Raw genomic sequence first — 14,723 nt, 5'->3', positions numbered from 1 at the left:
CGTTTTCTTGTGGATTTGTTCATGGATTACAAAAAGATCTGCTGAGGTAATCGGAATCCCTTCAGCGCCAGCAGCGCTAACGGGCCGGAACCGGCTTCAGTGCGAAGAATGTAATTCAACGGCAAGCCATCCTGTGCGGCGAAGGTCAACTGATAGCGGCTGCTATCGAGTTGCTTCACCGTCGCGCGATCCAGCAAGCGAATCAGCCCCCAGCTTCCCTGATAATCGGCGTACTGGCGACTCCCGGCGCTGACACTTGACCAGTTAAGCAATACGCCAGGCTTGAAGACATTGCCCGGCCAGCTCACCGCGCTCCAGCTCTCCATCTGGTTAAAATACTTGATGTCCTGTCCATCTATGGTGATGTCGGTCTGTACTACATTGCGTGAAGGGCGTGCCATCAGCTCAAATCGCATTCCCGCATCACCGCTGGCAAACAGAATGTCAGAAAGCGCACTGAGCTGGTTCACCGCTTTTAGGAAGTTCGGGTTGATTTGCATGCCCTGGCTGTTGATGGCATCCGGCACCCACTGGTTGCCTTCTTTATGCAACACACCGCTTAATCGTGATTTGATAAAGGCATCAATGCGCCCGGTGTCGCTGCGCAGGTATTTCGCCAACAACGGCAGAGAGGCATCACTTTGGGTGGCATTAAATGGATAGCGCCCGGCAAAAGACTTCTCCCATTCGCTGACAATCGATTGCTGCCACTGGCTATTCAGACTTTCCGAAGTCGGTGACAGCACCTGCTGCCAGGCCTGCTCCAGCGGACGCACAAAGACATTATCACCAAAGCCATTCCACTCCTGACCGAGGCTGGCTGACATCAGACTGCCGTAATCACGGGTGTCCGCCAAATCCCCCGATTTCCCCTGAAACACGCTTTGGGCAAGAGACTGCGCCATGGCCTGCGGGTCGGCCGCGTTGGTGATCTGCTGCAGTTTCAGACGTACACGATTCACACGCGTCATAAAGGTTTGCAAGCTGAGGTTATTGTTGCCCTGCCCGCCCGCATCGCCCTTGCTTAGCGCAAGCAGCGGTCCAAACGAAGCTGCCAGCGGTTCTGGCAACGTGGTTGGCGCTTTGCCTGCGACGGCATCGGCGCTAAACAATGTTTTAGCATCAGGAGCCAGCGATTCCCCCGCACGTGCCTGGTACTGTACCGTGTTCATCAACGCCACCAGTGGGGACTGGCGCGCATCGGTCATCAATGTCATCTGGTCAATGGCATCAGCGAGGTTCTCCGCACTGTTCCAACGCAGACTGTTGAGGAAATGCTGCCAGGCATCCGCGTAATCGATGAAGTAGCGCTGAGTGAGTCTCGCTTGTAGCGCCTGAGGCGACAAGTCATCCGCTGCTGTTGCGCTGTTATCACTCAGTACCCAATCGAAGGCTTCCCGACGCTGATCGACCAGTTTGGCAATAGCAGCCTTCACTTGTTGATCCCAGGCCTGGCGCGTAAACACCCCTGGTACGACGTCATCGGTGGTGAACAGTGCGGCGGCATCAGTATCGCCAACCATCTGGTTCAGGGTCATGTCGCTGAAGGCAGGAACGAGCTGATGCATCATCTGCTGATACAGCTTGTCTTCCAGACTACGTGCTGCAGTGGTGCGTAATAAGGTGCGACGCGCTGCGCTAATTTGACTGGCATCGGGTGTGATACGCCACGCCGGATGCTGCGGCAGATTCTGCGCATAGAAGCCGTATAAAGCCGGTGCGCTGGTGCGCCACAAGCCTGCATCAACGTCTGCACGTTCAGGCCAACTGCTCAATAAGGTCTTACTGAGAAACGCCGCATCACTCTTTTCTGGATGCGCCATCATCAGTAACGCTTTGAGATGGTTGTAATCACTGCGGCTAGCCACTTTTGGCATCGCGGCAAGTTGTTGCTCAAGATGGGATGCGGTGGCATTGCGCATCAATTCATTGTTACTGCGTGCATACCATGGCCAGAGCGCGGCCAGTTGCTGGCGACTGCTATCGAGGCCAAAGCGTTGATACCAGGGTGCGCCCTGCGCGGCTTGATATTGCAAACGGGCAATATGCTGCTGTAGTGCCAGCTGATGCAAAATATGCTGGTCCAATGAAGAATGAGGCTTCACCGCGACCTGTGCCAGCGACTGACTGCTGTTTATTTGATGACGATTGGTGAGATAAGCGCCCAGTGTGCCTGCGCCCCATAGCGCCGCTAAACTGATCATCCCCCACTGTGCGGCTTTTTCCCACGCGACACCTAATCGACGAGCACTGCGATGAGGCACATCCGCCAACAGACTCTGCCAGCTGCCATCGGCTAACCAGCTATGAGCAGCCAGTGTGTGAGGGGTGGTTTGTGGCAGACTGAACATCACGCCTGCCAGTGGCAAGCTGTGTGGCCCTGCCAGCAACGGCTGCAAGCTTTGTTTCAAACGCTGTGCACCGCTGCTCGCTAATTGCTGCGCCAGACGCAGCAGAAAATCGTGACTGTTATTCTGCATGATCTGCTGCATGCCCTGGCGGCTAAGCTGCGGCGTCAAAGCTTGCAGCCCCTCACCCAGTGATTCCGGCGATGCGTTGTGAGCCAGTAGACACCCTACCGGCTGGGTAATGCGTGCATCCTGCTGCCAATGGCTCTGCTGCACCTCCCACAGATAAAACGGTAGCTGCCAACCCAGGGCGCGATAGTGCTGGTGCAACTGGCGGCATACCGCATCAACCTGTGCCGACTGACGTGCCAGCTGATCGTCACTCACCCAGATCACCGCATCCAGCGGCTGACGACGCAGCTTGCGCAGCGCGGCAATCTTGTCGCTATCTGGTGCTGCTGTAGCGCTGCCACCCCAAATCAGCACATTGCCCTCACCCTCCAGCCACTGCTGCTGTATCAACCCCGGCAACAGCTGTTCTACGTGCTGGCTTTCACCCAACACCATCAGCAGTTGGACACGACGTCCCCAGTTGCGGCCATAGCGGTAGCGAAGGTGTTGCTGCAGTTCGTGTAAAGGAATGGCTGGATGGCTGCTCGTTCTGGGTTCAACTGCGGGGTAGAGCTCTTCACGCCTGGCTTTGCCTTTGGCCCGGGCCAAATGAAACACCGACGTCGCTGCCGGGATCATAAGCAGACACAGCACGACAATCGCTGACAACAGCCACACAATGATTTTAGTACCGCCGTTATCAAGCCCCAGCTGGCCGCCATACTGCCAAATAACGCCCCCCAAAGCGGCGGTTACCATCGCGAACAGGGTAAAAATACCCGCTTTATTCCATTTGCTGTTAACCATGCGCTATGACTCCATTGATTGCACGGCATGGATAAGCCAGCCGTTTTGATGCTCCGCAAGCATCAGACATGCGGTTTGCGTGATAGATGAGGTATCAGCAGCTAAGCCAAGAGCCAGCCACGGTGCTGCTGGGCCAGCCAGCCCGGCAAAACGCTCAACATCACGTATTTGATTGATCTGTAGTGCGCCATTGGCAGCATGGCTTTGCTGCATTAATACAGCACTGTGCCTAAGCCCCTGTTGCTGCGCGCAATAACAACCACTGGCCGCTTTCGCCGCTGTCTGTGTGGAAAAAAACGTTAATAACTCAGTTTCAAGTTTTTGGGATGAAGTGAATAGAGGACGTAAAAGTCTGGCTGCCGTGGATAAATTTACGTTTTCCGCAACATCATCACTGGCTAAAATAAAAACCCCCATGGCGTCTGAATAACGCTCTCGGTCATCTTGTTGCATAATCATAATAACATTAATACTTTCATCTTTACTCTGCTGTATACTTTGCAACTTATCAGCATAACTCTCTGAAAGTTCTGTCAGCGTCGTTATTGGGTGTAAAGGAAATTGAGATTGCCAGATCTCAGCTAACACTTTCATAAACGCAGTACGTCTGCCAGGTAAAAGATCGTTCAGTAATTTAATATGAATTGCTGTATTTGGGGGAAGTTGCGAGAGGGGGATATTAATGCTCTTTAAAAGCAGCGTGATTTTTTCGCCATCCTCACTTGGAAAATAATCAATTTTTTGGACTAAACCATTTTTTGTCTCAATACTGGCTTCAGCTTTGGCTATGGTGTTAGCCGTAATATTTCCAGGAATAAACACATACGAAGCGAACAAAGCCACATATCGATTTGACCATTTTTCCCAAGCGCCTTCGATATTTAACCTCTCCTGCTCCCAGGCTTGCCAGCCATTATGCTTAAAGGAATAGGTTAAGTAACGAACAAACAGAGCCAGCAATCCGCTACCTACAACCATGCTCGCGGCAAACAAAAGATGCCGCGACTTGAACAAGTCAGGTTGAAAAATCGAGGTTAGATTGAATATAGAGATGACAGAAAGCATTAATAACATCAATGCGCCAAGCCATTTGATCAACGAAGGAGGTTGTGGCTCAGGTTTTACTGTCAACGACGGTTTATTCCAGTTCATCATTATTACCCTTCGCCAACCTCAGTGACGCTTGATATTAGTTGGCAACCGCACTCACAATGGCACCCATCCAGCGCTACTGCTTTGCCATCTGAAATCCAGTCACTAGCACCTTCAACAATTTTATTTACACCATGACCGCTTTGTGGGCAACTTACTTCGTCCCCAATCAAAGCGACCTTTTTTCCGTTAACTATAAGCGTTGATGAAGCTGATATTACCTGGCCACCATGCGATGTTTTATCACCAAGTAAAATGACGCCTTTGGCCATATAAACCTCATTTAGAAGTCAAAGTTTAGCGTGACATCTTTTAAAAAACATCACCGATAATGATTGAAATGAATTGTTAATCGCAAATCGAGGCAGCCCACCCAATTTAAATAGTGCCACTTTACGCTTTGTTTTATTAATTATTTATCACGCAGCGTGCATTGTAATAGGGTAAGTACCAGTTTCTGTTGCCAAGGGTAGGATCCTTTGAATTACGAAATACGGTCTGATTACTCAAAGCACCGCCTCCGCCCTCATAACCTCTTATGACTTTTTTGGTTCCATTTTCAGGGCCTGTAGGATTTTTTTTAGCTGAGTGGGAATAATAGTCTTTTGCGTACCAATCCTGCATCCAGTCCACTCCGTTCCCGGCCATATCATATAAGCCCAATGGCGTAGGTGGATATCTCCCCACTGGATAATTGAACATATCCCAAGTCATTTCTTCACGCTGTTCTGTTGAAGGAACATTCCTTCCCTCTTCGTACTTGCCATTATCCGTAGCATAAATTACATATTTACCACCATCACGGGCAGCATATTCCCATTGTGCTTCCGTGGGTAAGGCTATTTTTTTCCCAGAAACTTCACCTAACCAGTGACAATAATCCTGCGCCTGTTGCCAGTTTAAAGCAGCAGGCATATCGGGTGCCTGCAATTTCTCCCTGTCATTTTCAAAGGGTGGCGGCACATCAGGCCTTGACAGGTTTTTCGCGCGTAAATAGACATCATAATCCTTCCAGGTTACTTTGTATTTACTGATGCTAAAATCATCGAGCGTAACTTTATGCAGCACTTTATCATCGTCGCCAAGTGAAATGGGTAATTTTTCATCAATTAATGGGCCAAAATCCCCCATTTCAAACGTTCCACCTTTGACCTTAACCATATTAGCCAGTGAGCGATCTACCAGATCCTGCTGTAAATGAGCTGTTTTAACGTCCTTGTTCCCGTCACAGGCATTTAGCAGCAATAGTGAAATGATGGCTAAATATTTAAGCATCTTTAGTTCCAGTTATTAAATACCAGTTAAATAAATCACTGGTTATTTATTGCGCAGCGTGCATTGTAATAGGGTATGTACCAGTTTCTGTTGCCAAGGGTAGGCTCCTTTGATTTACGAAATACGGTCTGATTACTCAAAGCACCGCCTCCGCCCTCATAACCTCTTATGACTTTTTTGGTTCCATTTTCAGGGCCTGTGGGATTTTTTTTAGCTGAGTGGGAATAATAGTCTTTTGCGTACCAATCCTGCATCCAGTCTACTCCATTCCCGGCCATATCATATAAACCTAATGGCGTAGCTGGATATTTACCCACTGGATAGTTGAACGATCCTGAAATCATTTCTTCACGCTGTTCGGTTGAAGGAACATTCCTTCCCTCTTCATACTTCCCATTATCCGTAGCATAAATTACATATTTACCACCATCACGGGCAGCATATTCCCATTGTGCTTCAGTGGGCAAGGCTATTTTTTTTCCAGAAACTTCACCTAACCAGTGGCAATAATCCTGAGCCTGTTGCCAGTTTAAAGCAGCAGGCACATCTGGTGCCTGTATTTTCTCTCTGTCGTCTTCATAACCTGGCGGCACATCAGGCCGTGACAGATTTTTCGCGTGTAAATAGACATCATAATCCTTCCAGGTTACTTTGTATTTACTGATGCTAAAATCATCGAGCGTAACTTCATGCAGCACTTTATCATCGTCGCCAAGTGAAATGGGCAATTTTTCATCAGTTAATGGGCCGAAATCACCCATTTCAAACGTTCCACCTTTGACCTTAACCATATTAGCCAGCGAGCGCTCAACTAAATCGCGTTGAGGGCCGGTGGAATCTTTCGCTGCTTCTCCATCACAAGAACTTAATAGAAAAGACATTACAACCATTAACGTTAGCTTTTTCATTGGAACTCTCATTAGGCTATGCTTTCCTTTTCGTTAGACTGCAAATAAGCAAACTGCATATTTGTCTGGTTATCCAGTAAGGCGAGATAATCATCCATGTATGATTTCGGTATTGATTTTAAAGGAGAAGCAGGGTCAATATCACTGCCGTCTGGCAAGCGCTGATAGAGTAAATTTATTTTTTCTGCATATTGCGTAGACCAATTTCCCAGCCAAGCCTGTTCGCCTTCACCTAGAAATTTTATAACTTTATCTTGATTAACTTGCCAGCTTCCAGATTTATTACCAGCGATTATTGAAAGATGCTGCATAACATTTTCATAATCTTTTTTTGACTGCACCCATGTTAGGGCGTTGAACACAGCCTGCTTGCGTAATTTCATCACGCCAATTTTATATGCGTTCCATTCAGTTAAATTCCAGTTATCATTCCTCGGATCTATTCTATCCACAAAATTGTTATCAATTAGTAATGCTATAATAGATCCTTTGGTTTCAGGGGTTGAATATTTCAAAGAATCAGGATCATTATTAATTGACTCCATTAACAATCTCCTTCGTTCTGCCGATGATATTGCCTCACCTAACGCTTCACTCAAATCGATCATTGACGGAAATTTATTAACAACACTGCCTATTTTATTATATAAATCTTGCGTACTTTGAACCCCAGCGCTTAATGCAATTATTGGTATCATAACGATGCTTTTGTATGATTCAGAAGGGATTTGCTTTTCCATTTTCTGATAATCAACATTTCGCAACATTATTGTAAAGCACTCAAAAAATGTTTTTAATTCCGCAATGTTAATCTCTAACCCAACTTGTCCTTTAGCGCCGCCCCCCCAACACAAGGCAGCTTTGCAAAGTATGCGAAATTTTCCTTTCAGATAGGTAAGGTGAAAAGTGGCGCTGGCACCTGCTCCCAGCTGAAGACTTACCCCCGGCTTAATCACTGCAAACTTCACAAAATCCTTGCCTTCTTCTGGAGATTTCCACTCCACACTTCCAGCTATATTGCCGCCAATTTCTAACCCAGCAAATACGCCTAAGTCAGCACCCACATCAGCATCAACCGCAGACCTCGAAATATCATGCTGATTCTGTCCTGGGCGCAAGCGTGTCGAGGCCCCTCTAACGCCATAACCTTCCGCCGTTTTAGTACCCCAATCTGCTGTTACACCAGCCTCAACCGCTACACTGGCACCAACACTACCAGTCAGCCCATAAGTAAGGACAAATTTAAAAGCACCTAAAGATGCTTCCTTGCCTTGTCGGTCTGGATAAAGAAAGGTACTTCCACTTTTATTCGGAAAATGCCATTTTCTCTCGCATTTGGCTTCCCCCAAAACAAAGCTGGCGTTGCCTTTCACTTTACCGTTCAATTGCTTGTTAAGCGGGTTGTATTCGCCATTACATCCAGCACCGGCACTAAAGCGCATTAATTGCGCGGCAACACTAAGATCAACATCCCCACTTTGGGCAAATTTTTCGTTTTCAGGCTCAAGATATTTCTTTAAGCGGGTATTCATCGCCTTTGACCAACTTCCGATGATGATATTCACATCATCCATCAGTTTAATATCATCGCCAGCAAGTTTCATTTTCGGCCGTGTGTCTTTAATGGCCTTAACGATTTTCTCATGATCAACGACCAGCCGTGTGCGCTCTTCTGTACGGCCGTGTTCGTCTGGCTCCGTGGTGTAAGTTTCCTTTTTTACAAAGCTCTTACCGCCTGATTTTTTTTCGGAGTCTTTTAACTGATAGGTTCGCCAGTGATTACTTATTCTGTCTGATCGCACATACGTCTTTTTAAAACCCATTACGCCTTTCTTAGAAGCAGGGATTAACTCCATCAACCCTATTCCCGCCGAACTCATACCGGAGGAGAGTAATTTCCCCTCTTCTACATCCGGTGTAAGAGTTTTAAGTAAGTCGCGTAACTTTTCACTGGCCTGGTTCACTTTTTCAGCCGCACTCTCCAGCAATGTGTTTGCCTGAGCGATGTTTGTTTTTCTAATTTCAATCGCTCGGTCTGCGTCTAACTCATACTCTTGCTTGGCTTTGATCACTGCTTCCATTGAACGCGTGAGCAAATTTTGTTCACTGAGAAAAGCCTCATGTTCCGCAGCAGGCACGCAGAGCAACGTTGCACTACCAGGATGAAAATAGACTTCAACCTCCCCAGAGCTTTTAGCGGGGATGCCTTTAGGGACTGCAGATGTTTGCGAATTCGCTGGAGTATCCGACATGGTGATTCCTTATCGTTAATCAGGACAATCAGTTAAAGAAATTCAATTTTGATGCTGTTAGGCATTACCGTTGAGATTTCTGCCGTATTTCCTTCGTCATCGGTATACCCTTCGTAAACATCCCCTTCTCCAGTGGTAATACGATAATGCTTATTAGGAATTATCTGACCACTGGTTTCATCAATGGCGGTGAAATATTCGCTGTAGCCCGTTGGTAATTCAGGTGGCGTGATATTGATATTAGCCGATCCCATTTTCTGCACATTGCTGCTTTTCAGCAGAATATTGCCTGGACAACCCAGTTCAATATTACCGTCCTTGAGCCGTATATATCCGCCACCACAGCTCAGTAGTAATTCTTCATGTGCCGCAATGGTGACTTTACTTTCTACGCTGGTGATTGAAAACGCCTGTTTCGCTAACAAATTCATGGCATCGTTTTGTGCCTGAATATCCACATCACCTTTTCCGGCATAAGCTTTAATACCGGCGGTTTTGGCATACATGCTGACTGACTCTTGTGATGACGCAGTAAAGGACTTGCCACTGCTGATATCTATATTTCCACCCGCAGCTATGCCGACGCTTTCATTACCCGAAGCAACTCGTACCGCTTTAGGACTCACAACGCCGACTCCTTCAGGGGCATGCAATACCATGCCTGCTCCTACTAGCTTCTTCAGCGCATTATTCAATGATTCCTGACTGTGGGTATCACTGGCTGCTGCCTTGGCATTTTCCGCGGCTTTAGAAAGTGACTGCGCCAATGCTAATGCTTTTTCCAGTTGCGCGATGGCCGCCTGCATATCCAGCGCCTGTCCCTGCGCCAGTTCTTGACCATCCGCACTAATAAACAGCCCTTTCCCCGCACGAATCGCGCCCCAGCTGTCACTGCGTAGTTCAAAGCCTTCGCCACGCTGCGTGCGTTCACCATCCACCAAATGCCCGAGGTTCAGCTGACTCTTGCCGCCGTATTCGGTCGAGAGTTTGATGTGCTCTTTGCCGCGCTCATCTTCCATGCGCAGCTTGTTGTTGGCTGGGGTGCGAATCACGTTGCGCTTATGGTTGGCGGCGCTGACGTGATCTTCATTGCGCGAGTCGTGCAGCGCATAAGCGATATAAGGGCGATCGGGATTGCCCGCTTCGAAGGCTATCGCCACTTCGGTGCCCGCGATCAGCGGCATATGCCAACCGTAAGTATCGCCGCTGTACGGTTTTGCCAGACGCACCCACAGGCTTTCGTAACCGGTTTTCCACTGTGTCAGGTCGAAGTCAAACTTCACCTTGTAACGACCGCTCTCATCCAGATGCGCGTAGGTGTCATTTTCAGTCACGCTGGTAACGCGTGCCTGCAAGGTTCCAGCGATGGTAGGGCGTTTGAGCACTTGCGGGCGATAGCCCACGGTTTCGCTGTAAGGAATACCTTGCCAGCTGAGCGTAAACGACGCGTCACGGCCGCCCTGAGCGCTAATCGCAGTGATCACCACGCCCGCGGTAAACAACGGTGGCACATCGCCGATGATTTCCAGCATCTGCCCCGGTTGCAGTGTAGCCGCGTTGCTGGCTCCACTCAGTTGATGCTGCGCGTTGAGCAAACGTTCGTGGCGTAAACGGGCATAGAAGGCGCCGGTTTCTGTTTCGGCGTCCTGCTGTGCGCCTTGCGTCAGGTAGTTATCGCTGTAGCGATAGACTTCGCCGTAAGCGGTGCTGTCGGCACCGGCATCACCATCGGTGAGCAGGCCGTTTTGCGCATCGCGATAGTTGTAATCTTTGACTTTGACCGCCTGGCTCACCACCTGATGGCTGCTGCTGAGCTTCCACACCGATTCGGTGGCGCCATCGTTCATGCCAGAGAGTGCACGCAGCGGCAATGACACATCAAACTGATAGAACTGCTGGTCGTCAGCGAAAATCACGATCTCTTGCTGCATGCGGCTGTCGGCTTCAAAGCGATACCAGATACCCACTTCAGACAGCAGACGCTCGATAAACGCCAGATCCGATTCTTGCCACTGCATCACCTGTTCGCGACGCGGATAAGTGCCACGCAGGCGGAACTCAAACTGCCAGCCTTCGAACTGGTGGTTGTCACGCAGGATCTGTTCAACGATCTCCGGCACCGACTGGTTCTGGAAAATTGCCGGACGGCTGGCATTGCCTAGCAGCGCCAGTCGTGGCTCCAGCGTGGCCTGATAGCGGGTTTCATCCAGCGAAGAAGAGAGGCGCTGAAATTGGGTGATTACGCCATGCACGGTACGCGGTGATTCCATACTCGGCAAAGAAAAAACCGCTAATTGCATACCCGGCGCATTGAAACTGAAGCTGGCGTTTTTTAGCAGCATCTGTTGTGGCGTGATGCCGCTGTCGAGGCTGCTAAAAGTGATCTCATAAGCATAAAGACGACTCAGCGCTTCATCCCCTTTAAAGGATTCCACATCCAGCGCCGCTGCACCGCCCTCCACGCTGAGGTCATAACGGTTCATCGAGCCACTTAAGGTCTGGCCGATTTTTGTCGCGATATCTACCAGCGCCATTATGCGTTCTCCCCATGCTGTGCCGTCAGGCTCAGGGTGATGCCGGTTTCATCATCAAATCCCAGCGTCAGGTGCGTCGGCTTCTCCTGCTGCGCCAGTTGCAGCAGCAGCGTTTGCGACAGCACCGGTAAAATCTGTTGGTTCAGCAAGCTGTCGATGTTGCGCGCGCCGCTGTCCGGCAGCAGACAAGCGCTGACCAGCGTGTCATACAGGCTCTCTTCGATATGGCACTGCAGGCCGTAGTGACGTTGCAGCCGTTTGGCGACCTGCCCCAGTTTGATACTGACGATTTCACGCAGCGCCGCCGCATCGAGTGGGCGATAAATCACCGTCTGGAATCGCGCCAGCAGCGCAGGCTGGAAGTGATCGCGCAGGATCGGATGCAGCAGTTCATTAACGCTGCTGGCCGGAGCTTCGGGTTGCTGCTCCAGCAGTGCCATCAGCGCATCGCTGCCGAGATTGGAGGTCATTAAAATCACGGTGTTGCGGAAGTCGATTTCACGCCCCTCGCCATCGCGCATCACGCCACGATCGAACACCTGATAAAAGAGATTGAGGACATCGCGGTGCGCTTTTTCCACCTCATCCAGCAGAACCACGCTATAAGGACGCTTGCGTACCGCTTCAGTGAGAATGCCGCCCTGGCCGTATCCTACGTAACCTGGTGGTGACCCTTTCAGCTGCGAAACGGTGTGCGCTTCCTGATACTCGGACAGATTGATGGTGATCAGCGCACGTTCGCCACCAAATAACGTATCAGCCAGCGCCAGCGCCGATTCGGTTTTACCCACGCCGCTCGGTCCCACCAGCAGGAATACCCCCAGCGGACCGTTTTCTGCCGTCAGGCCGGTTTTCGCGGCTCGCAGACGCTGAGCAATCGCGTGCAATCCGGCATCCTGGCCGATCACCCGTTTGCCTAGCTGCTGTTCCAGTTCAAGCAAGTTGGTCTGTTCATCTTTCAGCAAACTGCCCAGCGGTACGCCGGTCCAGTCGGCAATCACTTCTGCCACGCTGCGCGCATCCACATCCAGCGACAGCAGTGGCGCGTTGCCCTGTAGCGTGCTGAGTTGTTGCTGCAAATCGCCTAAGGTTGCGCCCTGCTCCGGCTGCTGGCGGGCCGTCAGTATCTGCTCTGCCAGCGCTTTTTCCTGCTGGAAGCGCAGTTCGAGTGCGGAACATTGTGTTTGCAGCGCGCGGCATTGTTCCGCCAGTGTGGTCAGGCGCGTGGCATCAGCTTGTGGATGGAGTGCCAGATCGTCCTCAATCGCCTGTTGTTCCATCGCCAGTGCGGCGAGCTGCGCCTGCAACTGCATCAGCGCTTCCGGCTGCGTGTCGAGGCTCATGCGCACACGCGCACTGGCGGTATCCAGCAGGTCCACCGCCTTATCCGGCAGTTGGCGGGCAGTAAGATAGCGGCGCGACAGCGTCACCGCTGCCTGAATCGCCGCATCCTGAATGTGTACGCCATGATGTTGTGCATAGCGAGATTTCAGACCACGCAGCATCAGGGTGGCGTTAGCGTCGTCCGGCTCATCCACTTTGACCATCTGAAAACGACGCTCCAAAGCGGCATCGCGTTCGAAATACTGTTTGTACTCTGACCAGGTGGTGGCAGCGATGGTGCGCAGTTCGCCACGCGCCAGCGCAGGTTTCAACAGGTTAGCGGCATCCGCGCCGCCCGCCTGGTTGCCCGCACCAATAATGGTGTGGGCTTCATCAATAAACAGCAGCACCGGTTCAGGTGATTGCTGGACGGCATCAATCACGCTCTTCAGGCGCTGTTCAAACTCCCCTTTCACCCCCGCGCCTGCCTGCAAAATACCCAGGTCGAGGGTGCGCAGCGAGACCCGCTTCAGGCTTTCCGGCACGTTGCCCTCGGCAATGCGCAGCGCCAGTCCTTCTACCAACGCGGTTTTACCCACACCAGGCTCGCCGACCATAATCGGATTGTTCTTGCGGCGGCGAGAGAGGATATCGATCATCTGGCGGATTTCATTATCGCGGCCCAGAACCGGATCGATGTTGCCCGCGCGCGCTTGTGCGGTGAGGTCGTGGGTAAACTTGTTCAGTACCTGCTGCAGCGCTTCAGATAAGGTCTGTTTGCCGTTCAGCGCGGGTTGAGCACGGTCATCCGCCAGCACCCGATCATTCTCTGCCAGCGCCTGCTGTTCGGGACGCTCTTCTGACTGGGCATCCAACAGCGGACGCAGTCGTTGCAGTTGGGTAGCGCTCAAACTCAGCAGCGGCCAGGCCTGTTGCGCGTGCAGCCAGGCCGGTTGGGTGATCAACGCCTGCAACAGATGTGCAGAGCGAATCGATGTCGCACTCTCTTCCAGCGAGGCCACCAGCCAGGCGGATTGCAGCAAACCACTGAGCGCGGAAGAGAGCTGAGGACGCTGAGTGACGCTGTGCGGCAAGGTCTCAAGATGGCTGAGCAGCGATTGCCACAGCCCATCCAGATCCCATTCATAGCGGCGGGCTACGGTGACGATATCGCCTTCACCGCTTTCCAGCAGTTTCAACAGCCAGTGCTCCACGGTAATTTCCCGGTGTGCGCGGGTTTGGCAGAGCGCGGCGGCGGCGTCCAGCGCCCGGGCGCAAAAGGGGTTTAATCGGCGAAGTAAAGCAGGTGAAGAGATATCCATAATAGTCCCGTCCTATGGCAAAAAATCGGGGCATTCATCGTGTTGCGCCATGGCTACCGCACGACCGAGGATCGTTCGTTGGGGTAGAACAGCAAGTTGTGCGATGAATCCAGTCACTGACGCATTGATGTCAGTGAGGTACGTAACAGCAGAACAGGCGCCCCACGCGGGGCGCACTGAGATTACTCACGCAGCGGCATTACGCCTGGGCGCGCTCATTCCAGGAATCGGAGTGAATGATGTTGCCGTCTTTGTAGGTCCAGATAACTTTTTCATAGCGCAGCTCAACCACTTCCAGGTGGTTGTGCTTCTCTTTGGCGGGATCTTTGATGTCATGCATCAGCGGAGCCACTTTCACCACCTTTACGTTTTCCAGCTTGGTGTTGAAATACTCTTTTTCCTGACCGGCATCATCGATTTTGTACCATTTGAATTCAGCCGATTTCAGGGTCTGGCCTGAGGTCACCGCCTTATAGAGATACGGGGTTGAAGAATCGACTTCTTTAGTAAACACTAACGGCGCGTGCACGCGGGTTCCGGTCAGCTTGCCAGTGTTGTTGTCCGTTGGGATGTACAGCGCATGGTCCAGTGCCACGACTTCGACGCTGCCTTCACGGTTCTGTACAGTAACGGAACCTTTGATATCAGCACCGCCGTCGTCCTTCAGCCAAAGGTATGCTGGAATAGCCAT

9 protein-coding genes are annotated in these 14,723 nt (G+C 51.0%); all 9 read right to left on the bottom strand.

The window, feature by feature from the left end:
* Positions 1-26: 26 nt before the first annotated feature.
* On the bottom strand, positions 27-3,266 hold the full coding sequence (locus F3J37_RS14325) for an ImcF-related family protein (RefSeq protein WP_240154104.1): 3,240 nt from the start codon (positions 3,264-3,266) through the stop codon (positions 27-29).
* A gap of 3 nt (positions 3,267-3,269) precedes the next feature.
* Positions 3,270-4,418 (bottom strand): KPHS_23130 family T6SS system protein, encoded by a 1,149-nt coding sequence (locus F3J37_RS14320; RefSeq protein WP_166934002.1) that lies wholly within the window; start codon positions 4,416-4,418, stop codon positions 3,270-3,272.
* Positions 4,419-4,423: 5 nt separating this feature from the next.
* Positions 4,424-4,690, bottom strand: coding sequence for a PAAR domain-containing protein (locus F3J37_RS14315; RefSeq protein ID WP_166934000.1), 267 nt, complete (start codon positions 4,688-4,690; stop codon positions 4,424-4,426).
* Positions 4,691-4,826: 136 nt separating this feature from the next.
* Positions 4,827-5,693 carry a formylglycine-generating enzyme family protein gene (locus F3J37_RS14310; protein ID WP_166933998.1) on the bottom strand — a complete coding sequence of 289 codons (867 nt, stop codon included), beginning with the start codon at positions 5,691-5,693 and terminating at the stop codon, positions 4,827-4,829.
* A 35-nt stretch (positions 5,694-5,728) separates the two neighbouring features.
* Complete coding sequence (locus F3J37_RS14305; protein WP_166933997.1) at positions 5,729-6,601, bottom strand: formylglycine-generating enzyme family protein; 873 nt, start codon at positions 6,599-6,601, stop codon at positions 5,729-5,731.
* 11 nt (positions 6,602-6,612) lie between these two features.
* Complete coding sequence (locus tag F3J37_RS14300; protein ID WP_166933995.1) at positions 6,613-8,853, bottom strand: hypothetical protein; 2,241 nt, start codon at positions 8,851-8,853, stop codon at positions 6,613-6,615.
* 32 nt (positions 8,854-8,885) lie between these two features.
* Positions 8,886-11,387, bottom strand: a complete 2,502-nt coding sequence (locus tag F3J37_RS14295) for a type VI secretion system Vgr family protein (RefSeq protein ID WP_166933994.1) — start codon at positions 11,385-11,387, stop codon at positions 8,886-8,888.
* Positions 11,387-14,032, bottom strand: a complete 2,646-nt coding sequence (gene tssH / locus F3J37_RS14290; RefSeq protein WP_166933993.1) for a type VI secretion system ATPase TssH — start codon at positions 14,030-14,032, stop codon at positions 11,387-11,389. Before tssH ends, F3J37_RS14295 begins: the two co-directional genes overlap by 1 nt.
* Before the next feature lie 199 nt (positions 14,033-14,231).
* The gene (locus F3J37_RS14285) at positions 14,232-14,723 is read right to left on the bottom strand and encodes an Hcp family type VI secretion system effector (RefSeq protein WP_034826164.1); all 492 of its coding nucleotides are present in this window, start codon (positions 14,721-14,723) and stop codon (positions 14,232-14,234) included.

Origin of the sequence: Candidatus Pantoea communis (genome assembly GCF_011752685.1) — a bacterium.
Taxonomy (GTDB): Bacteria; Pseudomonadota; Gammaproteobacteria; order Enterobacterales; family Enterobacteriaceae; genus Pantoea; species Pantoea communis.
This window is presented reverse-complemented; position numbering and strand designations above follow the sequence as displayed.

What these genes read in the sequence shown, in the direction of transcription:
- F3J37_RS14300 (WP_166933995.1), bottom strand. Translation starts at nt 8,853, where the DNA reads ATGTCGGATACTCCAGCGAATTCGCAAACATCTGCAGTCCCTAAAGGC.
- F3J37_RS14320 (WP_166934002.1), bottom strand. Translation starts at nt 4,418, where the DNA reads ATGAACTGGAATAAACCGTCGTTGACAGTAAAACCTGAGCCACAACCT.
- F3J37_RS14295 (WP_166933994.1), bottom strand. Translation starts at nt 11,387, where the DNA reads ATGGCGCTGGTAGATATCGCGACAAAAATCGGCCAGACCTTAAGTGGC.
- F3J37_RS14315 (WP_166934000.1), bottom strand. Translation starts at nt 4,690, where the DNA reads ATGGCCAAAGGCGTCATTTTACTTGGTGATAAAACATCGCATGGTGGC.
- F3J37_RS14310 (WP_166933998.1), bottom strand. Translation starts at nt 5,693, where the DNA reads ATGCTTAAATATTTAGCCATCATTTCACTATTGCTGCTAAATGCCTGT.
- F3J37_RS14325 (WP_240154104.1), bottom strand. Translation starts at nt 3,266, where the DNA reads ATGGTTAACAGCAAATGGAATAAAGCGGGTATTTTTACCCTGTTCGCG.
- tssH (WP_166933993.1), bottom strand. Translation starts at nt 14,032, where the DNA reads ATGGATATCTCTTCACCTGCTTTACTTCGCCGATTAAACCCCTTTTGC.
- F3J37_RS14305 (WP_166933997.1), bottom strand. Translation starts at nt 6,601, where the DNA reads ATGAAAAAGCTAACGTTAATGGTTGTAATGTCTTTTCTATTAAGTTCT.
- F3J37_RS14285 (WP_034826164.1), bottom strand. Translation starts at nt 14,723, where the DNA reads ATGGCTATTCCAGCATACCTTTGGCTGAAGGACGACGGCGGTGCTGAT.